Annotated in this window: 23 protein-coding genes; 17 read left to right on the top strand and 6 right to left on the bottom strand. The window is 71.5% G+C overall.

Annotated features, from left to right (window positions below; translation table 11 throughout):
- Nucleotides 1–127 precede the first annotated feature (127 nt).
- The 12 genes from ACLJPY_RS23670 to ACLJPY_RS23615 all read left to right on the top strand — a co-directional run bounded on the left by ACLJPY_RS23670 (nt 128) and on the right by ACLJPY_RS23615 (nt 11,982).
- Nucleotides 128–1,120, top strand: coding sequence for an LLM class flavin-dependent oxidoreductase (locus tag ACLJPY_RS23670; protein WP_410591554.1), 993 nt, complete (start codon nt 128–130; stop codon nt 1,118–1,120).
- A 350-nt stretch (nt 1,121–1,470) separates the two neighbouring features.
- The gene (locus ACLJPY_RS23665) at nt 1,471–2,265 is read left to right on the top strand and encodes an MlaE family ABC transporter permease (protein ID WP_410591552.1); all 795 of its coding nucleotides are present in this window, start codon (nt 1,471–1,473) and stop codon (nt 2,263–2,265) included.
- A gap of 1 nt (nt 2,266) precedes the next feature.
- Nucleotides 2,267–3,118 (top strand): MlaE family ABC transporter permease, encoded by an 852-nt coding sequence (locus ACLJPY_RS23660; RefSeq protein WP_410591550.1) that lies wholly within the window; start codon nt 2,267–2,269, stop codon nt 3,116–3,118.
- Entirely contained in the window at nt 3,115–4,389 is a 1,275-nt protein-coding gene (locus tag ACLJPY_RS23655; protein ID WP_410591548.1) for an MCE family protein, read from the top strand. Before ACLJPY_RS23660 ends, ACLJPY_RS23655 begins: the two co-directional genes overlap by 4 nt.
- Nucleotides 4,386–5,390 (top strand): MCE family protein, encoded by a 1,005-nt coding sequence (locus tag ACLJPY_RS23650; RefSeq protein ID WP_410591546.1) that lies wholly within the window; start codon nt 4,386–4,388, stop codon nt 5,388–5,390. The genes ACLJPY_RS23655 and ACLJPY_RS23650 overlap by 4 nt, the downstream gene beginning before the upstream one ends.
- A complete protein-coding gene (locus tag ACLJPY_RS23645; RefSeq protein ID WP_410591544.1) occupies nt 5,387–6,379 on the top strand; it encodes an MCE family protein in 993 nt (330 codons plus the stop codon). The genes ACLJPY_RS23650 and ACLJPY_RS23645 overlap by 4 nt, the downstream gene beginning before the upstream one ends.
- A complete protein-coding gene (locus ACLJPY_RS23640) occupies nt 6,376–7,410 on the top strand; it encodes an MCE family protein (RefSeq protein WP_410591542.1) in 1,035 nt (344 codons plus the stop codon). The genes ACLJPY_RS23645 and ACLJPY_RS23640 overlap by 4 nt, the downstream gene beginning before the upstream one ends.
- Nucleotides 7,411–7,415: 5 nt before the next feature.
- Nucleotides 7,416–8,480, top strand: a complete 1,065-nt coding sequence (locus tag ACLJPY_RS23635; protein WP_410591853.1) for an MCE family protein — start codon at nt 7,416–7,418, stop codon at nt 8,478–8,480.
- Nucleotides 8,480–9,688 carry an MCE family protein gene (locus tag ACLJPY_RS23630; protein WP_410591541.1) on the top strand — a complete coding sequence of 403 codons (1,209 nt, stop codon included), beginning with the start codon at nt 8,480–8,482 and terminating at the stop codon, nt 9,686–9,688. Before ACLJPY_RS23635 ends, ACLJPY_RS23630 begins: the two co-directional genes overlap by 1 nt.
- On the top strand, nt 9,676–10,194 hold the full coding sequence (locus ACLJPY_RS23625; protein ID WP_410591539.1) for a hypothetical protein: 519 nt from the start codon (nt 9,676–9,678) through the stop codon (nt 10,192–10,194). The genes ACLJPY_RS23630 and ACLJPY_RS23625 overlap by 13 nt, the downstream gene beginning before the upstream one ends.
- Entirely contained in the window at nt 10,191–11,270 is a 1,080-nt protein-coding gene (locus ACLJPY_RS23620; RefSeq protein ID WP_410591537.1) for a hypothetical protein, read from the top strand. The genes ACLJPY_RS23625 and ACLJPY_RS23620 overlap by 4 nt, the downstream gene beginning before the upstream one ends.
- Before the next feature lie 67 nt (nt 11,271–11,337).
- Nucleotides 11,338–11,982 carry a hypothetical protein gene (locus ACLJPY_RS23615; protein WP_410591535.1) on the top strand — a complete coding sequence of 215 codons (645 nt, stop codon included), beginning with the start codon at nt 11,338–11,340 and terminating at the stop codon, nt 11,980–11,982.
- Between the two features lie 45 nt (nt 11,983–12,027).
- Here ACLJPY_RS23615 and ACLJPY_RS23610 read toward each other — a convergent pair whose 3' ends face one another.
- Complete coding sequence (locus ACLJPY_RS23610) at nt 12,028–12,939, bottom strand: RCC1 domain-containing protein (RefSeq protein ID WP_410591533.1); 912 nt, start codon at nt 12,937–12,939, stop codon at nt 12,028–12,030.
- A gap of 394 nt (nt 12,940–13,333) precedes the next feature.
- Here ACLJPY_RS23610 and ACLJPY_RS23605 point away from each other — a divergent pair, with 394 nt between their 5' ends.
- From ACLJPY_RS23605 to ACLJPY_RS23595, 3 genes are all read left to right on the top strand, one after another.
- Nucleotides 13,334–13,972 carry a DUF6801 domain-containing protein gene (locus tag ACLJPY_RS23605; RefSeq protein ID WP_410591531.1) on the top strand — a complete coding sequence of 213 codons (639 nt, stop codon included), beginning with the start codon at nt 13,334–13,336 and terminating at the stop codon, nt 13,970–13,972.
- A gap of 76 nt (nt 13,973–14,048) precedes the next feature.
- Complete coding sequence (locus tag ACLJPY_RS23600) at nt 14,049–15,506, top strand: hypothetical protein (protein WP_410591530.1); 1,458 nt, start codon at nt 14,049–14,051, stop codon at nt 15,504–15,506.
- Nucleotides 15,507–15,515: 9 nt separating this feature from the next.
- The gene (locus ACLJPY_RS23595) at nt 15,516–16,109 is read left to right on the top strand and encodes a DUF6801 domain-containing protein (RefSeq protein WP_410591528.1); all 594 of its coding nucleotides are present in this window, start codon (nt 15,516–15,518) and stop codon (nt 16,107–16,109) included.
- Between the two features lie 6 nt (nt 16,110–16,115).
- On the opposite strand, the gene ACLJPY_RS23590 is transcribed toward ACLJPY_RS23595, so the two are convergent.
- Nucleotides 16,116–17,387, bottom strand: coding sequence for a PucR family transcriptional regulator (locus ACLJPY_RS23590; RefSeq protein ID WP_410591526.1), 1,272 nt, complete (start codon nt 17,385–17,387; stop codon nt 16,116–16,118).
- Between the two features lie 312 nt (nt 17,388–17,699).
- Between ACLJPY_RS23590 and ACLJPY_RS23585 the strand changes: the two genes are divergently transcribed.
- Nucleotides 17,700–18,395, top strand: coding sequence for a hypothetical protein (locus ACLJPY_RS23585; protein ID WP_410591524.1), 696 nt, complete (start codon nt 17,700–17,702; stop codon nt 18,393–18,395).
- On the top strand, nt 18,392–18,751 hold the full coding sequence (locus ACLJPY_RS23580) for a GntR family transcriptional regulator (RefSeq protein WP_410591523.1): 360 nt from the start codon (nt 18,392–18,394) through the stop codon (nt 18,749–18,751). Before ACLJPY_RS23585 ends, ACLJPY_RS23580 begins: the two co-directional genes overlap by 4 nt.
- A gap of 24 nt (nt 18,752–18,775) precedes the next feature.
- Here ACLJPY_RS23580 and ACLJPY_RS23575 read toward each other — a convergent pair whose 3' ends face one another.
- From ACLJPY_RS23575 to ACLJPY_RS23560, 4 genes are all read right to left on the bottom strand, one after another.
- A complete protein-coding gene (locus ACLJPY_RS23575) occupies nt 18,776–19,564 on the bottom strand; it encodes an arginase family protein (protein WP_410591521.1) in 789 nt (262 codons plus the stop codon).
- 77 nt (nt 19,565–19,641) lie between these two features.
- Nucleotides 19,642–23,019 carry a pyruvate carboxylase gene (locus ACLJPY_RS23570; protein ID WP_410591519.1) on the bottom strand — a complete coding sequence of 1,126 codons (3,378 nt, stop codon included), beginning with the start codon at nt 23,017–23,019 and terminating at the stop codon, nt 19,642–19,644.
- A gap of 133 nt (nt 23,020–23,152) precedes the next feature.
- The gene (locus ACLJPY_RS23565) at nt 23,153–24,037 is read right to left on the bottom strand and encodes a S8 family peptidase (RefSeq protein ID WP_410591852.1); all 885 of its coding nucleotides are present in this window, start codon (nt 24,035–24,037) and stop codon (nt 23,153–23,155) included.
- Nucleotides 24,038–24,115: 78 nt separating this feature from the next.
- Nucleotides 24,116–24,481, bottom strand: a complete 366-nt coding sequence (locus ACLJPY_RS23560) for a hypothetical protein (protein ID WP_410591518.1) — start codon at nt 24,479–24,481, stop codon at nt 24,116–24,118.
- Nucleotides 24,482–24,560: the final 79 nt, after the last annotated feature.

Here is a 24,560-nt window from a genome sequence, read left to right as displayed (position 1 = left end):
TTTCCTTTCCGGGTTCGTCCACCGCATCGCCACCGCGGGTCGTTCCGGGGCCGATCGCGGAGACCGGCGTGAAGATCGTCACCGCGGCGCGGGAAGCAATCGCGGCACCGGGGCGTTGACCCCGGTTGTGAGCTCACTGCCTGACGTGCCGCTGTCCGTGCTCGACCTCTCCCCCGTGTCGGAGGGGACCAGCATCGGGGAGACGCTGCGCAACACCCTGGACCTCGCCCGCGCCGCGGAACGGCTGGGCTACCACCGCTACTGGCTGGCCGAGCACCACAACATGCCCGGCATCGCGAGCTCCGCCACCGCCGTGCTGATCGGGCACGTCGCCGACGCCACCGAGCGCATCCGCGTCGGGTCGGGCGGGGTCATGCTGCCCAACCACGCGCCGCTGGTCGTCGCCGAGCAGTTCGGCACCCTGGAGGCGTTCCACCCCGGCCGGATCGACCTGGGCATCGGCCGCGCGCCCGGCACCGACCAGCGCACCGCGCTCGCCCTGCGCGGGCCGGGCGGGCTGTCCGCGGAGAACTTCCCGGAGCACCTGCAGGAACTGATCGGGTACTTCACCCATTCGGAGGCCCGCGGCGTCAACGCGGCGGTGGCCGAGGGCAACCAGCCGCCGATCTGGCTGCTCGGTTCGAGCGGCTTCAGCGCCCAGCTCGCCGGCCGGCTCGGCCTGCCGTTCTCCTTCGCGCACCACTTCGCCGCCGAGAACACCATCCCGGCCGTGCAGCTCTACCGCGAGAACTTCCGGCCCGGGGTGCTCGACGAGCCGTACGTCATGCTCGGGGTGTCCGTCGTGGCCGCCGAAACCGACGAGCGCGCCCGGTTCCTGGCCGGACCGTCCGGCCTGACGTTCCTCAGCCTCCGCCGCGGCCGCCCGATCGCGCTGCCGACGCCGGAAGAGGCCGAGGCCTACCCGTACACCGAGATGGACCGCGCCTTCCTGGCCGAGCGCTTCGGCTCCAGCATCGTCGGCTCGCCGGAGACCGTCCACAAGGGACTCGAGCAGCTACTGGCCGACACCGGCGCGGACGAGCTGATGATCACCACGATGGTCCACGGCCACGCCGACCGCGTCCGCTCCTACGAGCTCATCGCCGCCCTCAAGTCGTGATCCGGCGCCGGGGCGGACGGCCCGCACCGTCCGCCCCGGTTGCGCCGATTGTGCAGGCGCCGTCCCGCGACACCGTCCGGGACGGCGATTTCTTTTCCTCCGCTGACAACAAGATCGGGTCCGTTTGTCAGCGCCGGACAAGAAACGGTCCGGTTACCAGCCCGTGACCCCGTGATCCTGCTCAAGTTCTTGTCTCCCAGCAAGGCCGTCGTTAGCGTACCGACCAGTAGGAAACGGCACGGTGCCCCCGAGACCGTGAATGGCCGGAATTCGTTGACCCGTTCGGACCATTTCCCTTTAGTCATCTCGGGCGTATTCGTCGTGCCGCCGAAACCGCTGGAGGCACACGAATGGCCGAACGGACGACGACGGCGTCGTTCCCGGGGGCGGCCGCACTGCGGCAGACCGGACGGCTCTACGGGCTGGGTCTCGACGTCGTCCGGCTGACCTTCCGCCGCCCGTTCCAGGTGCGGGAGCTGATCCAGCAGTTCTGGTTCATCGCGAGCGTGTCGATCCTGCCGACGGCGCTGGTCTCGATCCCGTTCGGCGCGGTGATCGCGCTGCACATCGGGTCGCTGACCACGCAGATCGGCGCCCAGTCCTTCACCGGTGCGGCCAGCGTGCTCGCGATCATCCAGCAGGCCAGCCCGATCGTCACCGCGCTGCTCATCGCCGGCGCGGGCGGCAGCGCGATGTGCGCCGACCTCGGTTCCCGCACGATCCGCGAAGAGATCGACGCGATGGAGGTCCTCGGCGTTTCGCCGGTGCAGCGGCTGATCGTGCCCCGGGTGCTCGCCGCGATGGGCGTCGCGGTCTTCCTCAACGGCATGGTCAGCGTCGTCGGCGTGCTCGGCGGCTACTTCTTCAACGTGATCATGCAGCACGGCACCCCGGGCGCCTACCTGGCGAGCTTCTCCGCACTGGCCCAGCTGCCCGACCTGTGGATCAGCGAGATCAAGGCCGTCATCTTCGGTTTCGTCGCCGGGGTCGTGGCCTCCTACCGCGGGCTCAACCCCAAGGGCGGCCCGAAGGGGGTCGGCGACGCGGTCAACCAGTCCGTGGTCATCACGTTCCTGCTGTTGTTCGTGCTGAACCTGGTCCTCACCACCGTCTACCTGCAACTCGTGCCGCCCAAGGGGAGCTGAAGTGACGACCACGGAACTCCCCAGAGGCGCGCGGGTACGCGAAGCCGTCGACCGCCGGTTCGGTTTCCTCGACACCCTCGGCGACCAGATCCTCTTCTTCCTCCGCGCGATCGCCTGGACCCCGCGGGCCCTGCGCCGCTACCTGCGCGAAGTCGTCCGCCTGCTGGCCGAAGTGAGCTTCGGCAGCGGCGCGCTGGCCGTCATCGGCGGCACGATCGGCGTGATGGTCGGGATGACCGTGGCCACCGGCACGGTCGTCGGCCTCCAGGGCTACTCCGCGCTGAACCAGGTCGGGACGTCGGCGTTCGCCGGGTTCGTCTCCGCCTACTTCAACACGCGTGAGATCGCGCCGCTGGTCAGCGGGCTCGCCCTGTCCGCCACGGTCGGCTGCGGCTTCACCGCGCAGCTCGGCGCGATGCGGATCTCCGAGGAGATCGACGCCCTCGAGGTGATGGGCATCCCGAGCGTGCCCTACCTGGTGACGACCCGGGTGATCGCCGGTTTCCTCGCCGTCATCCCGCTCTACGCGATCGGGCTGCTGTCGAGCTACCTCGCCTCGCGGGAAGTCACCGTGTTGTTCTTCGGCCAGTCCGCGGGCACCTACGACCACTACTTCCTGCTGTTCCTGCCGCCCGGCGACGTGCTGTGGTCGTTCGGGAAGGTGCTGGTGTTCAGCGTCGTGGTGGTCCTGGCCCACTGCTACTACGGCTTCCGCGCGAGCGGTGGCCCGGCCGGCGTCGGCGTCGCGGTGGGCCGCGCGGTGCGCACCGCGATCGTCGCGATCAGCGTGCTCGACTTCTTCCTGTCCCTGGCCATCTGGGGCGCGACGACGACCGTGCAGGTGGCCGGATGAGGCGCGACACCCGCCGCAAGGCCGGGATCCGCACCGCGGGCGTGCTGTTCCTCGTGGTGATGGGCGTCCTGGTGACGCTGTCGATCAAGGTGTACGACAAGGACTTCGTCACCACGGTCCCGGTGACGCTGAAGGCGAGCCGCATCGGCAACCAGCTCTCCCCGGGCGGGCAGGTCAAGGCCCGCGGGGTGCTCGTCGGCGAGATCCGCGAGGTCCGGGCGACCCCGCAGGGCGCCGAGATAGCGCTTGCTCTCGAACCGGGCAAGGTGGACATGCTGCCCCGCAACGTCTCCGCGCTGCTCGTGCCGAAGACGCTGTTCGGCGAGCGGTACGTCCAGCTGTCCATCCCGGACGGCGAGCGGGCGCCGCACCTGGTCGCCGGCGACGTCATCGAGCAGGACCGCTCGGCGAACGCGATCGAGCTGGAACGGGTCTTCGACAACCTGCTGCCGGTGCTGCAGGCCGTCCAGCCGCAGAAGCTCGCCACGACGCTGACCGCGGTTTCGACGGCCTTGGAGGGACGCGGCGAGCAGCTCGGGAAGACGATCGACACCGCGTCGGCCTACCTGAAGAACTTCAACCCCGACCTGCCGCAGCTGACCGCGGACGTCCACGACCTGGCCTCGGTTTCCCGGCTCTACGGCGACATCGCGCCCGACCTCCTGGACGCCCTCACCGACTCCGCCGTCACGCTGAACACGGTCAAGGAGAAGCAGGCCGACCTGGCCGGGGTGTACCAGCAGGTGACGTCGTCCTCGCAGGACGTCTCGGCGTTCCTGGCCGCCAACCGGGACAACCTCATCGCCCTGGCCGCCGACAGCCGCGCGCCGCTGGAGATCGCGGCGAAGTACTCCCCCAGCTTCGCCTGCACGATCGGCTCGCTCAACGCCCTGAGGAAATCCATGGACAAGGTGCTCGGCGCGGGCACGGACGAACCGGGCATGCACGCCGTGGTCTCGGTGACCGCCGACAGCGGCAAGTACCTGCCGGGCCGGGACGACCCGCGCTTCACCGACAGCGGCGAGCCGCGCTGCTACCCCTCCGGCGTCGCCCCGACGACCGGCACCGCGGCCGCGGTCCCGGGCAGCACCGGGCACCCGCTGCTGACCGGCGGCCGGGGCGACCTCGGCGTCGCGAACTCGCCGCAGGAGGAGCAGCTGCTGGCCACGCTCCTCGCCCCGTCGATCGGGGTGCCGACGGGGTCGGTCCCGGGCTGGAGCAGCGTGCTCGTCGGGCCGCTCTACCGCGGCACGGAGGTGACGCTCAAGTGAGGAACATCGCCGCCCCGCTGATCAAGAGCCTGATCTTCATCGTCGTCACCGCGCTCGCCACCGCGTTGCTCGCCGTCTCCATCACCAACTCCGGCGTCGGGGCGACCAAGCGCTACACGGCCGAGTTCCTGGACGCCACCTCGCTCAACGTCGGCGACGACGTGCGCATCTCCGGGGTCCGCGTCGGCCAGGTGGAATCCCTGGAAATCGGCGACCGCAACCGGGCGGTGGTCGGGTTCTCCCTGGACCAGGGCCGCCGGCTGCCCGCCGACGTCCGCGCGGTCATCAAGTACCGCAACATGGTCGGGCAGCGGTACGTCGCCCTCGAACGCGGGAACACCGCCACCCGGGAGCAGCTGCCCGAAGGCGCCGAAATTCCGCTGGACCGCACGACACCGGCGCTGGACCTGACCGACCTCTTCAACGGCTTCAAGCCGCTGTTCCAGGCGCTGTCGCCGAACGACGTCAACGAGCTCTCCGGCGAGATCGTCCAGGTGCTGCAGGGCGAAGGCGGCACCGTCGAGAGCCTGCTGCAGCACACCGGCTCGCTGACCACCACCCTCGCCTCGCGCGACAAGGTGATCGGGGAAGTGATCGGCAACCTCGACGACGTGCTCAAGACGGTCAACGGCAAGGGTGACGCGCTGGCGAACCTCGTGTCCACGCTGCGGCAGCTGGTGTCCGGGCTGGCCGGCGACCGCGCCGCGATCGGCGACGCCATCAGCGGGATCGGCGCGCTGACCGAGTCGACCGCCGGGCTGTTCGAGCAGGCCCGTCCGCCGCTGAAGGACAGCATCGCCGGCCTGAAGGACGTCGCCGGGACGCTGGCCCAGAACCAGTCCGATGTGGACAGTTTTCTCACCAACCTGCCGGTGAAGTTCAACGAGATCGCCCGGACCGCCTCCTACGGCTCGTGGATGAACTTCTTCCTCTGCCGCGCCACGCTGCAGACCACGCCCCCGCGCGGCGTGTTCGTCCCCACGCCGAGGTGCGAATCGTGAAGTCCTTCAAGGAGCGCAACCCGATCGTCCTCGGCGTGGTCGGCAGCGTCGCGCTGGCCGCGCTGCTGACCGTCACGTTCAACTACGACAACCTCCCGATCGTCGGCGGCGGCACCACCTACGAGGCCGAGTTCTCCGAGGCCGCCGGCCTGCAGCCCGACGACGAGGTCCGGATCGCCGGCATCAAGGTCGGCGAGGTCCGCCGGGTGGAGCTGGCCGACGACCACGTCCTGGTCTCCTTCCGGGTCAAGAACGCCTGGGTCGGCGACCGCACGTCCGCCGAGATCAAGATCAAGACGTTGCTGGGCCGCAAGTTCCTCGCGCTGAACCCCACCGGCGACGGCGTCCAGGACCCGGACCGGGCGATCCCGCGGACCCGGACCGTGACGCCCTACGACGTCACCGACGCCTTCAACGGCCTGGCCGACACCGTGGGCGCGATCGACACCAAGCAGCTCGCGGACAGTTTCACCACGTTGTCCGACACCTTCCGCAACTCCCCCGAGCACGTCCGCAGCGCGCTCGACGGGCTGTCCCGGCTGTCCAAGACGGTGTCGAGCCGTGACAGCCAGATCGCCGAGCTGCTGGCCAACGCGCGGAAGCTGACCACGACGCTGGCGAACTCGAACGACGACTTCGAGAAGCTCATCTCCGACGGCAACCTGCTGCTCACCGAGCTCAACAGCCGCCGCGACGCGATCCGGGACCTGCTCGACGGTTCGGCGCGGCTGGCCGACCAGCTCAGCGGCCTGGTGCACGACAACTCCGACGCGCTCAAGCCGGCGTTGGCGTCGCTGAACCAGGTCACCGACCTGCTCAAGCGCCAGAACGACAACCTCGCCAAGGGCCTGCAGCTGGCCGGCCCGTATTTCCGGGTGCTCACCAACACGACCGGCAACGGCCGCTGGATCGACGCCTACCTCTGCGGGCTGCTGCCCGAGAACCACGACCCGTGCACCCCGCCGAAGAACCCGGGAGGGGCGAAGTGAGCGCGTTGAGGACCACCCGCACCGGCGTCCTGGTGAGCCGTTTCGTCGCCGCCGCCCTGCTGCTCGCCCTCGTCGTCTGCGCGGCGCTGTGGTGGGTGTTCTCCGGCTCGGGCCAGCACCACGTCACCGCCTACTTCACGCGCGCGGTCGGCGTCTACCCCGGTTCGGACGTCCGCGTGCTCGGCGTCCGGATCGGCCAGGTCGACCGGGTCACCCCACGCGGTGAGCAGGTGCAGGTGGACATGAGCGTCGACGGCTCGGTCGGCGTCGCCGAGGACACCACGCTGCTGGTGATCGCCCCCAGCGTCGTCGCCGACCGCTACCTGCAGTTCGCCAAGCCCGCCCGCGGCGGGCCGCGGCTGCCGGACGGCGCCACGATCCCCGTCCAGCGGACGGCCACCCCGGTGGAACTGGACCAGCTCTACGCCAGCCTCGACACGATCTCGAAGGCCCTCGGCCCGAACGGCGCCAACTCCCAGGGCGCGCTGTCGGACCTGCTGAAGACCGGCGCGCAGAACCTGCAGGGCAACGGCCGCGCGTTCAACGACAGCGTCCGCAACTTCGCGCAACTGGCCCGGACACTGGCCGGCAACTCGGGCGACCTGTTCGGCACGGTCGACCAGCTGCAGCAGTTCACCACCATGCTGGCCACCAACGACAGCCAGGTGAGCGCCGTGAACCAGCAGCTCGCGCAGATCTCCGGCACCCTCGCCGCCAACAGCGGCGACCTGGCCAGGGCCCTCGACGGCCTGGGTCGCGCGCTCGCCGACGTCCAGGGGTTCATCCGGGACAACCGCGGGGCGCTGAAGGCCGACGTGGACAACTTGGTGACCACCACCCGGACACTGGTCGAGCAGCGCGAATCGCTGGCGGGCACGCTCGACTCCGTCCCGCTCGCGGTGACCAACGTGCTCGACGCGGTCGACCCGGCCACCGGGCAGCTGCGGGGCCGCGGCAACTTCGACTACTACCTCCAGCCGCTGCCGTTGCCGGTCACCGGCGACGTGTACACGAACGGGGGACAGCGGTGAAGCGGATCGTCGCGGCCGTGGCCGTCGGGTGCCTGACCCTCGCGGGCTGCTCGTCGGGTGAGTTCAAGGGCGTCTACGACCTGCCCCTGCCAGGCGGCGCCGACGTCGGCGACCACCCGTACTCGGTGACCGTGCAGTTCGCCGACGTGCTCGACCTCGTGCCGCAGGCCGCGGTGAAGGTCGGCGACGTCCCGGTCGGCCGCGTGCGGGAAGTCCGGCTGGGCGGTGACGGCTGGACGGCCGAGACGGTCCTGGAGGTCAACGGCGACGTCGTGCTGCCCGCGAACGCGGTCGCGCGGCTGCGCCAGTCCAGCCTGCTCGGCGAGAAGTTCGTGGAACTGGCCGCTCCGGACGGCGAGGCGAAGAACGCCGGCCGGCTGGCGAACGGCGCCACGATCACCCTGGACCGGACCAACCGCAACCCGGAGTTCGAAGAGATCTTCGGCGCCCTGTCCCTGCTGCTCAACGGCGGCGGGATCGGGCAGCTGCAGACGATCAACCGGGAGCTGTCGAAGGTGATGGACGGCAACGAAGAGCAGATCCGGTCGTTCCTGTCCGGCGTGGACACCCTGGTGACCGGCCTGGACGCCCACCGCTCGGACATCACCGAAGCGCTCGACGGGCTGAACCGGCTGTCGGCCACGCTGGCGAACCGCCACGAGCAGGTCTCCGGCGCGCTGACCGACCTGACGCCGGGGCTGCGGACGCTCACCGACCAGCGCACGCAGCTCGTGTCGATGCTGCAGGCGCTGGACCGGCTCGGCACGGTCGCCACCGACGTCGTCGACCGCAGCCGCGCCGACCTGGTCGCCGACCTGCGCGCGCTCGCCCCGATCCTCGGGCAGCTGGCCGCGGCCGGGCAGAACCTGCCGCAGTCGCTGCAGATGCTGCCGACGTTCCCGTTCCCGGACTCGGTGCTCGGCGCGGTGAAGGGCGACTACGTCAACGCCTACGTCTCGATGATCCCGGCACCCGGGGTGCCGCTGCCCCCGCCCGGCGAAGGTGTCCCGCCGGGCCTGCCGACGCTCCCGCTGCCGAGCAGCGGGACCCGGGTTTCCGGAGGCAGCTGATGCTGAGCCGCAGAGTCCGCGTCCAGGTCGTGCTGTTCGTCGTGATCGCGCTGGCCACGACGGCGTTCGTCGGCGCGAAGTACGCCGGGCTGGGCCGGCTGTTCGGCGCCGGCAGCTACACGGTGAAGCTGGAGCTCGCCGAGGGCGGTGGCCTGTTCACCAACGGCGAGGTCACCTACCGCGGCGTCGCCGTCGGCCGGGTCGGGCAGCTGCGGCTCACCCTCACCGGCACGGAAGCCGACCTGCTGATCGACGACGGCGCCCCGCCGATCCCGGCCGACTCGCGGGCCGTGGTGGCGAACCGGTCGGCGGTCGGCGAGCAGTACGTCGACCTGCAGCCGCGCACGCCCGACGCGCCCTACCTCGACGGCGGCTCGGTGATCCGGCGCGAGTCGACGACGCTGCCGCTGCCGGTGAACAGCCTGCTGACGGACCTGGACTCGTTCACCGCGTCGGTGCCGACCCAGGACCTGCGCACGGTGGTCAACGAGCTCGACGACGCCCTGCGCGGCGCGGGGCCGGACCTGCAGACGCTGATGGACTCGGCGACGACGTTCACGCAGGAGGCGGCGGGCCACCTGCCGCAGACGTCGAAGCTGATCGACGACGGCGTGACGGTGCTGCGCACGCAGCTCGGGTCGTCGGCGGAGTGGCGGTCGTTCAGCAGCAACGCCAGGGTGTTCGCCCAGCAGCTGGCGAACTCCGACGGCGACCTGCGGCGCGTGATCGCGAGCGCACCGCCGGCGGCGTCCGAGCTGAGCGGGCTGCTCAAGGAGAACGATCCGGGCCTGCCGATCCTGCTGGCCAACCTGCTGACGACGTCCCGCGTGTTCGCCACCCGCACCGCGGCGGAGCAGCAGTTCCTGGTCGACACCCCGAAGGCGGTGGCGGCGGTGGGTTCGGCGCTGAACGACTCGGGCGACGCGCTGCGGATGGGGCTGGTGCTGAACTTCAACGACCCGCCGCCGTGCCTGCAGGGCTACGAAGGAACACCCCACCGTTCGAGCCGGGACCTGACGCCGTTGCCGTTCCAGACCGACGCGGCGTGCACGCTCCCGTACGGCAACCCGAGTTCGGTGCGCGGCGCCCAGAACGCGCCGCACCCGCCGGTCCCGGCCCCGGCGCTGCCGGGCGGCCTGACGAGCCCGCTTTCGCTGGGCACGCAGGCGACGGCGACGAGCCTGGAGGAGATGCTGTGGCTGCGGTGAAGGTGGCTGCGGTGAAGGTCGGCTTGGCGGCACTGACCGCGGCGGCGGCGGTGTTCGCGGGCTGGTCGGGCTATTCCTGGTACACGGCGGCCCACGCCGCCACGGCGACGTACGGGACGGCCCGCGACGAAGCACTGGTCACCGGCCGCACGCTGGTGGCCCAGCTGAACACCCTGGACTACCACGACGTCGACGGCGGACTGGGCAAGTGGCTGGCGGCCTCGACGGGCCCGCTGCACGACCAGCTGGCCCGCACGGACGAGACGACGAAGAAGACTCTGGCGGCGAACGCGACGGTGGCGACGGGCCGCGTGGTGGACGCGGCGTTGAGCGAGCTGGACGACCACGCGGGCACGGCGAAGATGCTGGCCTCGGTGGAGATCACGATGGCGAAGGCGGGCACGGCCCCGGCGGTGAAGCGCAACCGGTTCGCGGCGGCGCTGAGCCGGACCCCGGACGGGTGGAAGCTGAGCGCGCTGGACCAGCTGCCGGTGGGTACCCGATGAGCCGCACGAAGACGACGGCGGAGGAGCTCGCCGAGGCGGAGACCGGTGTCGTCGACGCGAACAGCGCCGAGGGTAAGGCGGCAGCCGACTCGACCGAGGGCACGACCGCCACCGAACCCGACGCCGAGGGTAAGGCGGCAGCCGACTCGACCGAAGGCACAACCGCCACCGAACCCGGTGCCGAGCCCAAGGCGGCACACTCGACCGAGAGCACAACCGCCACCGAACCCGGCGCCGACGAAGCCACCGCGACCGAAGGCGCGCCCTTCGCCGAGCAGGCCGAAGCCGGACCACACTTCGCCGCGGGGAACCCGGCCGCCGAGGGCACAGCCGCGAGCGAGCCGACCACCGGCCCGGCAGCCGCGAGCGAGCCCGAAGGCGAGCGCGCCGCCCAAGCTCTCCCCAGCCCAGCCCCGAGCGAACCGGCCACCGACCCAGCAGCCACCACCACCGGCGTGCCGCCCGAGGTTCCCGCAAGCGCAGCAGCCGAGGGCGAGCCTGCCGAACCCGAAGCCACCCAACCCACCCCAACCGAAGCCGAGCCCGAAGCCGGGCCCGCCGAAGGCCGCCCCGCCTGGCGCCGTCTCCCGGCGCTCCTCCTCGCCGCCACCCTCCTCCTCACCGGCGCCGGGGTCTGGTTCACCCTCGAAGCCCGCTCCGCCGCGGACAACCCCGCCGCCGCCAACCTCGCGCTCACCGATGTCGGCGCCACCGCCGATGTCACCTCCGCCGTCACCCTCGCGGTGAACCGGATCTTCTCCTATTCCTACGACCGGACCGACGTAACCGAAAAGGCCGCCGCCGCCGTGTTGCGCGGGTCGGCCAAGGATTCCTACGACAAGCTCTTCGCCGAAGTCAGGCGCAAGGCTCCGGAACAGAAACTCGTGCTCACTTCGCGCGTTTCGGCCATCGCGGTGCAAGAACTCAAGAATGGTCACGCGCGGTTACTCGTCTTTCTCGATCAATCAGCCGTCCGGGCCGACAACAATGCCACCGACACGGCCGCGGCGCAGCTTTCCGTGACCGCCGAGCGCACCACCGGCAGCTGGGTCATCACCGAGCTCGAACCACGCTGATACAGCGTACTTTCACCGTTTCCGGGAGCACCCGGGAACGGACGGGAAACGCAAAAGGAGGACAACCATGTCCGTGGCAACGCAGCTGAAGAGACTGGCCGTGCTCACGTCGGCGGCGGCCGTCGTGCTGACGGGGGTCACCGTCACGCCGGCGTCGGCCGACGTCGTCCCGATCCCCGTGTCCTACAAGGTCACCGGCTCCACCACGGTGAAGAAGACCGGCAGCGCACTGAAGCTCGGCCCCGGTTCGCTCAAGGGGAACCTGCTCATCGACGACCAGACCGGGTCGGTCGGGCTGAGCGCGGACCTGTCGCTGCCGCCGTCGCAGGCCGACATCTCGCTGCTGGCGGGCATCTTCCGGATCAAGGCGAAGGTCAAGGTGACCCCGCTCGGGCCGGTCACCGGCACCATCGCCGACGGCAACCTGGTCACCAAGGCCAAGGCCAACATGGAGATCTACGACATCTGGGCCGGCCCGATCGTGCCGGTCATCCCGCTGCCGACCGTGCCGGGCAGCTGCAAGACGAAGACCCCGCTCGACCTGACGCTGTCCGCGCAGAACATCGACATCACCGCGCCCGCGATCACGGTGACGGGCACCTACACCATTCCCGAGTTCAACAACTGCTTCATCGCCGACATCGCGCTCGGCGCCCTGATTTCGGGACCGGGCAACACGATCACGCTCGACCTGGCCAGCGACGCCACCTGAGCCGGACCGCCGGTGGCGGGCCCGCGCGGCCCGCCACCCCCCGGTTCAGCAGGGTGCGGCCGGGTCTTCCTTCAGCGCGAAGCTGTCGTTGTCCCCGGCCGAAACGGCGAACACCGGCCCGCACAGCAGCGGGGTCGACTCCCCGACGAAGTTCGACCCCCAGACGACGATGTCCCCGTTGGTCTTGTAGGCGACGTTGTGGTTGAACCCGGCGTCGACGCCCGCCACGTCGGACAGCGCCTCCGGCGGCACCTCGGTCTGGTGGAAGTTGTCGCGGCCCCAGGCGTAGACGCGGCCGTCCTTGAGGGCCAGGCTGTGGTTGAACCCCGCGGAAACCGCCGTGACGCCGGACGAAAGCCCGGCAGGCACCGTCGACTGGCCGTAGGTGTTGCTGCCCCAGGCGAGCACGCCGCCGTTCTTGAGCGCGAGGTTGTGGTCGCCACCGGCGGAGATCGCGGTGACGCCGGACTGCGCGGCGGCGGGCACATCGGTCCGCGTTCCCCAGCTCACCACCAGGCCGCCCTGCTTGAGCGCCAGGCTGTGCATGTTGGACGTCGAAATCGCGAGCACGCCACTGGCCACGGACGCGGGCAGGTTCGTCTGGCCGTACCAGTTGTTGCCCCAGGCGATCACCCCGCCGTTCTTGAGGGCCAGTTCGTGGCCCCAGCCCGACGCGATCTGGCTGACCCCGGAGGTCGCCGCCGCGGGGATTTCGTTGTTGCCCCAGTTGTTCAGGCCCCACGCGAGGACCGCGCCACCCTTCAGCGCCAGCGCGGTCGTGCTGCCCGCCGACACCGCGGTGACCCCGGTCAGCGCCTCCGGCGGCGGGATCGTGACGTTGTAGTCCGGTTTACCCCAGGCGATCACGCCGCCCACCGTGGCCGCGGAGGCCGGCTGGGCGAGCGACGAGACGGCCACCGCCGCCGTGAGCGCAAATGCGGCACGCTTGAATGACACCCGTCCACAACGTGAAGAACCCGGCACGATAGTCTCATTTCTGTCGAATGCGTCTTCGCGATTGCCCACGCAAGATCACAAATGGTAGCCCGCCGCTCGCCGTGCCGGGCGTTCTTTGTCACGATCCGCCAAATCCCGCGCGTTCCCTGCGCCCGTCCGCACAAGATTTCCCCGGAGCGGCGCGTGGCTCACCCGGGAGGGTTCCCGACTCTTGTTCCGTACTGAACTGGCGAGTAGCCTCGATTTCGGCAGATGGACCTCCACCTCGCACGCCGGTGGATTCGCCTCCCGCCGCCCGGGGCAAACGGGGCGGGTGAAGCGATGGGGGAACGACGGCGGCGAGCAATCGATCAGCCAAAAGCCGAGACTGAACCGAATCAAAGGAGATGAAGGTATGTCCCGACTCAGCAGGCTGTCCGCCGGTATCGCCACCACCGCGACCGCCATCGGCGCCATCGCGGTGCTGACCGCGGGCACCGCGGCCGCCGCCACGATCACCTACACCGCCGGCGGGACCGCCGGGATCACCTACAACTGCACCTTCCCCGGCATTTCGCCGCAGCCGGTCGCGATCACCGCGCACCTGGACGCGCCGGACACCGTCGTGCACGGCACCACCATCACGCCGAGCAACGTGGGCGGGACCGCGACGATCAGCTCGACCGTCCACTCGCTGCTGACCGCCGTGGGCTACGACGGCATCCGGGGCACCGCGACGGTTCCGGTGACCGTCTCGGCCGGCACGCTGTCGTCGTCGGCGGCCTCCGGGCTGAACATCCCGCAGGTCATCTACCCGACCGGTGGCCCGATCACGGTGAACATCGCGCAGGTGGCGTCGTCCAGCATCCCGAGCTGGACCGCGCCGTCGACCGCGGGCACCGCCACCCTGTCGCTGACGAGCGGGCTGTCGGCGAACCTGGAGTTCCACAAGAAGTCGACCGACACCTGGTCGCCGTGGACGATGAACTGCACCCTCAAGGTGACCAGCCCGGCGCAGAACACCGCGTTCAGCCCGAGCATCACCGTCTCCTGACCGGGTTTCCCGGTGCGGGCCGCCCGGCCCGCACCGGGAACACCCCGCCGCTGCCGCACCGCACCCAGGGAAACCGATGCCACGTCGAGTCCGGCCCCGCACCCTCACGATCTCCGCGCTGGCGGCCGTCGGCCTGCTGTCCGCGGTGAACGGCGCGCTGACCGGCGTCGGGTCGGCCGCTCCCGCCCCCGCCGTTCCGCCGGACACGAAGGCCGCGACGTCGGTGTCGGTGACGTGCCCCTTCGCCGACCCGCTCGGCGCCCGCAAGCTCACCGTCGACACCGCGGCGACGATCCCCGCCCAGGCGCGGACCGGGACGTCGCTGACCGTCGGCGCGCTTTCCGCCAAGCTCACGCTCCCCCGCGACGTCGCGCTGGCCTACCTCCCGGCCGGCACCACCGCCGGCTCGCTGGGCGGCGAAGTGCGGCTGGAGCTCGCTGTGCACCAGGACGACCGTGCGGACAAGGTCCCGGTGGCCCTGGTCGTGCCGGCCACCCCGCTGCCGGAAACCGGCGACGTCACCCTGACCGCCACCGGCACCGTGCCCGACATCGCGCTGAACACCGTCGGCGCCGTCACCTTCGACGTCACCGCGCCGTCGCTCGCGCTGACCGCCGCGCCATCGCCCGCCGCGCCACCAACCACCGCGCTGCCAACCACCGCGCCGCCAACCACCGGGGCGGCCGCCGCGAAGCCGGTCGCGTGCACCCTGGACGCCGAGCAGCAGACGACGCTGGCCAAGGTGCTCGTGCTGCCGAAGGTGACGCCGGGACAGAAGCAGGAGCAGCGGGTCGCGGCCGCCGACGAGCCCGGCCCGGGCGATCCGCCGACCGACGACGAGTTCGCCGTTCCGCTGAGCCTGGTCACGATCCTGACGAAGTCGACGGTCAAGAAGCTCGGCGCGACCGTCACCGCCGACCCGGCGTTCCTGTTCAACGGCCTGTTCATCCTGAACCTGGTCACCAACGACTCCCGGGTCACCGGGTCGACCACCTTCGCCCCGGCGACCGCCACGTTCCTGGGCTTCGGGTTCGTGCCGGTGACCGCGACCATCGAGTTCCTGCCGGTCGACTGGCGCGACAGCAAGCTCATCGAGTTCGCCGGCGGGATCACGACCGACCCGGACACCGGCGCCACCTTCCTGAACACGACGCTGCAGGTGATGGCCCGCCTCAGCGGCGCGAAGGTCAACGGCGTCCCGCTGGACCTCGGCCCCGAGTGCGTGACGGCGGACAAGATCACCCTCACGCTCAACGGCCCGTACGAGGCGTTCGGCGTCGGCCACATCCGGACCGACGAGAAGACGGGGTTCAAGATCCCCGCGTTCACCGGCTGCGGCGCGGGCGGCCAGGACCTGAGCCCGCTGCTGACGGGGATGAGCTCGGGCGAGGGCAACCAGGCGTTCGTCGACACCTACAACCTCCTCGTCTGCACCGAACCGGACCACACCCAGTGCCCGCCGGGCTCCGACGGGCCGCCACCGGACCCGGCCGCCGCGGCCGCGAAGAAGGCGGCGGCGAAGCGACCTCACTGAGGGGGAACCATGAGGATCGGAACGGCGGTCGCGGCCGCCCTGCTCGTCACGGCCACGACCGCGGGAACGGCGCACGCCGCCACGATCACCGCGCAAACGGCCACGCTGACCTACAGCTGCACCTATCCCGGCGTGTCTCCGCAGAACTCGACCTTCGCCGGTTCGTTCACGACCGCGGACACGGTGTCGCCGGGCGCCGCGATCACCCTCACCGACGTGCACCTGGACCACGTCATGTCCCCGGCGGTCCGCTCCCTCTTCACCGCCGCCGGGTACGACGAGGTCCAGGGATCCTTCGGCGCCACGATCACCGCGGCGAACGCCACCCCGGCGAGCGCCGTGATCTCCGGCGGCATCCCCCTGCAGGTGGTCCCCACCACCGGCGGCCTGGCCTTCCCGGAGAACGCCGGCCCCCTGACCTTCACCGCCGGCACCGCGGGTTCGGCCGGGTTCGCACTCGGCCTCCAGGTCACCGAGAACCTGCAGTGGCACCGGAAGGGGACGGGGACCGGGACGTGGACCGCCTGGTCGTCGACCTGCACGCTGAGGATCACCAACCCGGCGCAGGACTCCCGGTTCCAGCCCGGGATCACGATTTCCTGACCCGCGCTACGGCCACTGCGGGCGTGACCCACCCGACCGCGGTGACGGCAGCAGGTCGCTGACCGGGTGCCGCAGCGGGAGCGGCGCCGCCCCCGCGCGCAGCGCCAGCTCCATCTCGAACCGCGCCGACGGGTCGCGCAGGCTTTCGCCGAACGTCGCCTGCAGCTGGCGCATGCGGTAGCGGACCGTCTGCGGGTGGACGCCGAGGCGCTCGGCGATCTCCACCACGTTGCCCTGGCTGTCCAGCCACGCCCGCAGCGTCTCCAGCAGCCGCTCCTGCTGTTTGCCCGTCATGTCGGCCAGCGGCGCGAACAGGCGGTGCCGCAGCGTGCCGACCAGACCCGTGTCGGAGTTGACCAGCAGCGTCGCCAGGTGCTCCTCGGCGCGCAGCACCGGCCGCGGCGTCAGCACGCCGCGCTCGGCCAGCTGGAGGGTGTTGCGGGCCCACCTGAGCGAATCCGCGACCGAAGCGAGCGGGACGCACGGGCCGATCGACAGGCGGCAGTCCGGCAGGGCCACCTGCAGCGCCGCCAGCCGGGCACTGCTCAGCTCGCCGGGGACGACCAGCTTCGGGTCCGGGGTGTCGAGCTCGGCGAGGACGTCCGCGTCGAGCCCGGCGTGCCGCCGGGCCGGGGCGACGCCGCCGGCCGGGCAGATCGCCACCGGGGTCGCGTCGGACGGCACCGGCCAGCCGATCAGCTGCGCCAGCTCGGCAATCGCCTTCGGGGACGCCGGCGGCGTCTCCAGGATCAGGTGCAGCAGCTTGCGGCGCCAGGTGTCCAGCGCGCCCGCGGTGCGCGCCTTCGCCTCGAGGTAGCCGTCGAGGGCGACGGACGCGAGCTCGTCCATGAACGCCAGCATCGCGTCGGCCAGCTGCGACATCACCGCGGAGGAGAGGCCGCTGCGCCGCCCGACGCGCATGATCCGCCGCCACGACACCCGCGCGCCGACGCGGTAGGCCGACTGCAGCGTGTCGAGGCTGCGGCCCTCGCGCATTTCGTTCTGCCCCAGCCGGTGGTGCACTTCGTGGGACTGTTCCTTCGACACGGTGGGATCGGCGATCTGCGCGACGAACAGCGTGATCGCGTATTCGACGCCTGCCCGGATCGACTTGCCGTACGGCCCGTCGAGCGGCCGCGCATACGCCGGGATGGTCGCGCGGATTTCTTCGACGATTTCGGCGGCGAGACTGGCCAGTTCCGGACGCAGGATGTCAGCGAGCTTGCGGGGTAGTGCGGCGGGCGGCGCAGCGTGTTCGAATCCGCGCTCCACCGTCATCGCAGCTCCTTTGCTCCGCCCCCGGAATCCGGCCGCGGAGCACCCACGACCGGCACCCCGCGCCTGTCACGGGGTGACAACCGGCACATCGAAAAACTAACGCCAAACGTGTCACCTTCGTGAAAGAAAACCGGTTTCTTGTCAGGAAGATGACAAATTTCCGGACGGTTGGCTGCAACCAGCTGACAAGTGTCCCGCCGAGTGCACTGTCACGTGCGTGCGAACGGGCGAACGCGGTGTCGAGCGCCCCGCGCCGCGGCTGCGCACTCGTGCTTGTATCATGTGCTTGACACAAGCTTCGGGAGGTACGGCATGCCGTGGGACAACGTGCTCGCTGTCGCGCTCTTCACGGGCCTGATCGGGCTGGGGATCCTGATCGTGCTCTGGCCGGGTGAGAAGCACGGTAAGCGCTTGCTGGAACGCTGGGGGGTGGCCGAGCCGGGCGCCGACGAGGTCGCGCTGGCCGTCCGCTACCTCAAGCGGCGCCGGCTCTGGTACCCGTGGCTCTTCCTCGCGATCCCGCCGCTGCTCGACGACGGCGGAGCGGGCACGATCGTCGTCACGCTCCTGCTGGGCGGCCTGATCGCCGAGCTGCTGGCGCAGCGCCCGGCCCGCGGCCCGCGCCGGGAGGCCGTGCTGGCCCCGCGGACGCTGCGGGACGTCGTCCCGGTGTGGGTGCTGGTCCTCGGCGGGCTGGCGGCGGCGGGGGCGATGGTGCACCTGGGGCTGACGGCCCAGTGGAAGCTGCTGGCGGTCGCCGCGGGCACGGCGGTGGCCTGCGCGGCGATCGCGCTGCTGGCGGTGCGCCGCCCGGCGATCGGCGAGCCGCGCACCGACCTGGCGTTGCGCACCCGCAGCGCCCGGGTGGCGATCGGGCTGGGCATCGGCGCGTGCACGGCGATCGGCTGGCCGGCCGGCGACTTCGGGTCGTTCCTGGTCGTCGTGGCCGGCCTGGCGGCGTTCCTGGCGGTCACGGCCCCGGTGAAACGGCAGCCGGCCACCGCGTGAAGATCGTCGTCGACACCGAGACCGGCCTGGCGCCCTGGCGGCAGGTGCACGACCAGGTGGTCCGGGCGGTCACGACGGGCGCGCTGCCCGAGGGGACCCGGCTGCCCCCGATCCGCCAGCTGGCCCGCGACCTCGGCCTGGCCTCGGGCACGGTGGCCAGGGCCTACCGCGAGCTGGAGGCGGCGGGCTGGGTGACGACGGCCCGGTCGCGCGGCACGGTCGTGACGATCCCGCCCGGCCGCCCGGAACCCGCGGCCCTGCTCCGCTCCGCCGCCGCGGACTTCGCGACGACGGCCCGGGACCTCGGCGCCACCCTCGACGACGCGCTGGACGCGGTCCGCGCCGCCTGGTCGTGAACGGGAACCAGGGTGCTGACCCTCTCAACCACTCACGAGCAGGCGGCCGATCGCGGCGACCACCGGCTCGAGGACCTCGACCTCGCGCGGGGTGCCCACGCACTCCGTGATCCCCGCACCGACGACCTCGAAGCGGGCCAGGGCGTTGAGCTCCGCGACCAGGCGCTCGATCGTCCAGCCGCCGGGTTCCGGGTAGTTCAGCCCCGGGAACTCCGCCGGGTCCAGCACGTCGAGGTCCACGTGCACGTACAGCTTCTCCACCCCGGCCAAGGCGCCGAGGGACTCGACCACCAGGCCACGGGACACCGCCGCCCGCTCCTCCGGGTCGAACACGCGTGTCCCGGCGAGGGCCACGTTCCCGGGCGTCAACGCCGGGTCCGCCGCGAACTCCGGGTCGCCCTCGCCGAACAGCGACCGCAGCACCATCCCGTGGAACGCCCCTGAGGGCGACGAATCGGCCGTGTTCAGGTCCGCGTGGGCGTCGAACCACGCGACGCCCAGCCCGGGCCCGTGGCGGAACCGCGCGACCCCGATCGGGACCAGCTCGACGCCGCAGTCGCCGCCGATCGTCAGCACCGGCCCGCCCGGCGCCTCCAGTGCGGCCAGCTGAGCGGCCCGGTTGGCGCCGGTCAGCACCGCGCGGGACGCGATCCCGCGGTCCACTTCGGACACCGCGTGCGTCTGGCGGACGTGGTGGACGGGCCGGCCGAGGACGTGCCCGGCCAGCTCCGCGAGCGCCACACAGCCGTCCGGCAGCTCCGCCGCGCGCGGTCCGGCCGCGCCCTGCCGTTGCGGTACCGCGTTGATCAGCATCCGCCGAGCGTATCGCTGCCGGCACGCGGCCGGGCGCGGTCAGGCGGATCGGCACCCGCCTGACCGCACGGGAGGCCTTATTCGAGGACCAGGAGGAGGTCTCCGCCTTCGACCTGCTGCACGTTCGTGATCGCCAGCCTGCCGACCTTGCCGCCGGCCGACGCCGTGATCGAGGCCTCCATCTTCATCGCCTCGATCGTCGCGACCGTCGCACCGGCCTCGACCGTGTCACCCTCGGCGACCTGCAGCGTGACGACGCCGGCGAACGGCGCCGCGACCTGCTTCGGGTTGCCCTTCTCCGCCTTCTCGGTCGCCGGGATGTCCGAAGCGATCGAGCGGTCGCGGACCTGGATCGGGCGCAGCTGGCCGTTGAGCGTCGACATCACCGTGCGGACACCGCGCTCGTCGGCCTCGCCGATGGCCTCCAGCTCGATGAGCAGCCGCACACCCGGCTCGAGGTCGACCGAGTACTCCTCTCCCGGCCGCAGCCCGTAGAAGAAGTCCTTGCTGGGCAGCACCGACGTGTCGCCGTAGGCCTCGCGGTGCGCCTCGAACTCCTTCGTCGGGCCGGGGAACAGCAGCCGGTTGAGCGTCCGGCGCGGGTGTTCGGCCAGCGCGGAACGGTCCTCTTCGGACAGTTCGACGACCGGCTTCGCCGCCGCCCGGCCCTCGAGGGCTTTGGTGCGGAACGGCTCCGGCCAGCCGCCCGGCGGGTCGCCGAGCTCGCCGCGCAGGAAGCCGATCACCGAGTCGGGGATGTCGAACTTGTTCGGCTCCGCCTCGAAGTCGGCCGGCGAGACGCCCGCGCCGACCAGGTGCAGCGCGAGGTCGCCGACGACCTTGGACGACGGCGTCACCTTGACCAGGTGGCCGAGGATCTTGTCGGCGGCCGCGTACATCGCCTCGATGTCCTCGAACCGGTCGCCCAGGCCGAGCGCGATGGCCTGCGTGCGCAGGTTCGACAGCTGGCCGCCGGGGATCTCGTGGTCGTAGACGCGCCCGGTCGGCGACGCCAGGCCGGCCTCGAAGGGCGCGTAGATCTTGCGCACGCTCTCCCAGTACGGCTCCAGGTCGCCGATGGCCCGCAGGTCCAGACCGGTGGTCCGGGCCGAGTGGTCGGTGGCCGCCACGATCGAGGACAGCGACGGCTGCGACGTCGTGCCCGCCATCGACGAGACCGCGCCGTCGACGGCGTCCGCGCCCGCGTTGATCGCCGCGAGGTAGGTGGCCAGCTGGCCGCCCGCGGTGTCGTGGGTGTGGATGTGCACCGGCAGGTCGAACTCCTTGCGCAGCGCGGTGACCAGCTTGGTCGCCGCGGGCGCGCGCAGCAGCCCGGCCATGTCCTTGATCGCCAGGACGTGCGCCCCGGCGCCGACGATCTGCTCGGCCAGCTTGAGGTAGTAGTCGAGCGTGTAGAGCTTCTCGCCCGGGTCCGACAGGTCCGAGGTGTAGCAGAGCGCCACCTCGGCAACCGCGGACCCGGTTTCGCGCACGGCTTCGATGGCCGGGCGCATCTGCTCGACGTCGTTGAGCGCGTCGAAGATCCGGAAGATGTCGATGCCGGTCTTCGTCGCCTCCTGGACGAAGGCGGTGGTCACCTCGGTCGGGTACGGCGTGTAGCCGACGGTGTTGCGCCCGCGCAGCAGCATCTGCAGGCAGATGTTCGGCACGGCCTCGCGCAGCGCGGCGAGCCGCTCCCACGGGTCCTCGGCGAGGAACCGCAGCGCGACGTCGTAGGTCGCGCCGCCCCAGCACTCCAGCGACAGCAGCTGCGGCAGCGTGTTCGCGACCACCGGCGCGACGGCCAGCAGGTCCTTCGTGCGGACGCGGGTGGCGAGCAGCGACTGGTGGGCGTCGCGGAAGGTCGTGTCGGTGACGCCGATGTGCGGCGACTTCCGCAGCCACTCGGCGAACCCGGCCGGGCCCAGCTCGACGAGCTTCTGCTTCGAGCCCGGCGCCGGCTCGGCGTCCTTCGGCAGCTTCGGCAGCTTCAGGGTGGCGTCCGGGGTCTTCGGGCGCTCGCCGTTGGGCTTGTTGACCGTCTGGTCGGCGAGGTAGGTCAGCAGCCGCGTGCCGCGGTCGGCGGACTGCCGCGCGGTGAGCAGCTCCGGGCGTTCCTCGATGAACGACGTCGTGACGCGGCCGGCACGGAAGTCCGGGTCGTCGAGGACGGCCTGCAGGAACGGGATGTTCGTGGCGACCCCGCGGATCCGGAACTCGGCGACGGCCCGGCGCGCGCGGCCGACGGCGGTCTTGAAGTCGCGGCCGCGGCAAGTCAGCTTGACCAGCAGCGAGTCGAAGTGGGCGCTGATCTCGGTGCCGGAGAAGGCGGTGCCGCCGTCGAGCCGGATGCCCGAGCCGCCCGGCGAGCGGTAGGCGGAGATCATCCCGGTGTCCGGGCGGAAGCCGTTGGCCGGGTCCTCGGTGGTGATCCGGCACTGCAGGGCGGCCCCGCGCAGGTAGATCTTCTCCTGGCTCAGGCCCAGGTCGTCGAGGGTTTCGCCGGAGGCGATCCGCAGCTGCGACTGCACGAGGTCGAGGTCGGTGACCTCTTCGGTCACCGTGTGCTCGACCTGGATGCGCGGGTTCATCTCGATGAAGACGTGCTTGCCCTGCTTGTCGAGCAGGAACTCGACGGTGCCGGCGTTGCGGTAGCCGATCTGGCGGGCGAACTTGACCGCGTCCGCGCAGATGCGGTCACGCAGCCCGGGGTCGAGGTTCGGCGCCGGGGCGAGCTCGATGACCTTCTGGTGGCGCCGCTGCACGGAGCAGTCGCGCTCGTAGAGGTGGATGACGTTGCCGACGCCGTCGGCCAGGATCTGCACCTCGATGTGCCGCGGCTCGACGACGGCCTTCTCGAGGAAGACGGTCGGGTCGCCGAAGGCGGACTCGGCCTCGCGCGCGGCGGCCTCGATGGACTCGCGCAGCAGCGCGGGGTCCTCGACGCGGCGCATCCCGCGCCCGCCACCGCCGGCGACGGCCTTGACGAAGACCGGGAACCCGAGCTCTCCGGCCGCGGCGACCAGCGTGTCGACGTCGCTGGAGGGCTCGGACGAGCCGAGCACGGGCACGCCGGCCTCGCGCGCGGCCTTGACCGCACGAGCCTTGTTACCGGTGAGTTCCAGGATGTCGGCGCTGGGCCCGACGAAGGTGATCCCCGCTTCTTCGCACGCGCGCGCGAGATCGGGGTTCTCCGAGAGGAAGCCGTAGCCGGGGTAGACGGCATCGGCCCCCGCCTTCTTCGCCGCGGCGACGATCTCGTCGACCGAGAGGTAGGCGCGCACGGGGTGACCGGGTTCGCCGATCTCGTACGCCTCGTCGGCCTTCAGCCGGTGCAGCGAGTTGCGGTCTTCGTGCGGAAACACGGCAACTGTGCCGGCACCGAGTTCGTAGCCGGCGCGGAACGCCCGGATCGCGATCTCCCCGCGGTTGGCCACCAGAACCTTGCGGAACATGCCCGGTCCTTCCCTCTTGGATCGGTAAGTCAACGCACGTTACCCGGTTCTTCCCGCTGTGCGGGAGTTCAGTCCCGGGTGATGGACATCATGCGTCGCGCAGGGTTGCCGTCCGGGTCGTCTGGGCAGCTTTTCAGGATCCCGGCGGCGCGTAAAGCAGCCGGTTGGCGGTGCCGTTCGGGACGCCATTGAGCACGTCCGGGGTGGCCGCCTTGACCAGGGCGTCGTCCACTTGGGCCGGGCTGTCGCCGGGGTGCTGGGCGCGGTAGAGCGCGGCCACGCCGGCCGCGAACGCCGCCGCCATCGAGGTGCCGGACTCCGGGCCCGCGCCGGTGCCGCCCGCGATCGGGCACGGGATGCCGGCGCCTGGGGCGTAGAGGTCGACGTCCTGGCCGGAGTTCGACGTCTTGTCCGGCCGGTCCTGGGCGTCGGAGGCGGCGACGGTCAGCGCCTCGGGCACCCGGCCCGGCGAGAAGCCGCCGGCGTCGGCGGTCTCGCTGCCCGCCGGGACGGCGATCGGCACCACCTCGGCCAGCCGTTTCACGGCGGCGTCGAGCTGGTCGTTGGGCACCCCGCCGATGCCGAGGACGGCGACGGCGGGCTGCTGGGCGTTCTGCGCGACCCAGTCGATGCCGGCGATGATCTGGTCGGTGGCCCCGCCGCCGCCGGAGTCGAGCACTCGCACCGGCACGATCTGGGCGCCCTTCGCGACGCCGTAGGCCTTGCCGGCGGCGATGCCGGCGAGCCGGGTGCCGTGGCCGTTGGTGTCGGAGGTGTCGGAGCCGCCGCCGAGGAAGTCCCGCCCCGGTGCAACGCGGCCCTGGAAGTCGGGGTGCTTCGCGTCGACGCCGCTGTCGATGACGTAGATGGTGACGCCCGAGGCGTCGGTCGCGTAGTGGTAGGCGTGGTCGAGGCCGGCGCGCTGGTCGATCCGGTCGAGCCCCCAGCTGGGCGGATCGGGCTGCACCCCGCCGCTCGAGACCTGCCCGGCGAGCACGGCCACGGCCGCGAGAAGCATCCTCATGATCGTCGTGGTACCCCTGCGGTACACCAGCGACAAGTCGAAGCTGTCGCCCGTTCGGCTGATTCCGGACGATCAGCACGCCGGCCACGAGCTCCCGTAGACGACCAGCCCGGCGAGGTTCGCGCCCTCGGGTTCCGGCTTCCCGACGGCGACGACGTTCCCGAGAGGGCACCGGACCAGCCGGCGGCGAACCGGGCCGCCCCGGTGATGCCGGCGAGCACCGCGGCCGGGGACGAGGCCGGCCGCGCCGAGCAGGCCGAGCGCCATCGCGGCCCGGCCGGCCCGCCGGATGCCGAGCTGCCGCCGGACGAGCCACCGGGCCCCGGCCCCGGCGGCGAAGACGGCGAGCAGGTCGAGGAAGACGGCGGCGGGATCGCGGGAACTGGCGGCCCGGGCCGCGGGTTGCAAAGAATTCGCCGCGGTGGCCTGGGTGACCACGGGGTGCGGCGCTTCGGCCTGGGTGGCTGCCCTGCTCGCGGCGACGGACGGCTTCGGCCCCCGGCTGCGGCAATCAGCC

Origin of the sequence: Amycolatopsis sp. lyj-23 (genome assembly GCF_046549135.1) — a bacterium.
GTDB lineage: Bacteria > Actinomycetota > Actinomycetes > Mycobacteriales > Pseudonocardiaceae > Amycolatopsis.
The sequence above is the reverse complement of the archived record's forward strand: the minus strand, read 5'-3'. Positions and strand labels throughout refer to the sequence as shown.